At 48.6% G+C, this 210-nt stretch carries 1 other RNA gene; it reads left to right on the top strand.

The window, feature by feature from the left end:
- A non-coding RNA gene (locus NA986_RS24440) (RtT sRNA) lies at positions 1-151 on the top strand; the annotation flags it as partial.
- Positions 152-210 lie beyond the last annotated feature (59 nt).

Here is a 210-nt window from a genome sequence, read left to right as displayed (position 1 = left end):
CAGTTGACTTTTAATCAATTGGTCGCAGGTTCGAATCCTGCACGACCCACCAATTTAACATCAAACTCAGATGTTGAGCGTGAAGGATAACGTTGCGTCAGCAACGGCCCGAAGGGCGAGGCGAAGCCGAGTCATCCTGCACGACCCACCAATGTAAAAAAGCGCCCTAAAGGCGCTTTTTTGCTATCTGCGATTTATAAGATTCGAACC

It is taken from the genome of Salmonella sp. NW177 (assembly GCF_051811585.1).
GTDB lineage: Bacteria > Pseudomonadota > Gammaproteobacteria > Enterobacterales > Enterobacteriaceae > Salmonella > Salmonella enterica.
The sequence above is the reverse complement of the archived record's forward strand: the minus strand, read 5'-3'. Positions and strand labels throughout refer to the sequence as shown.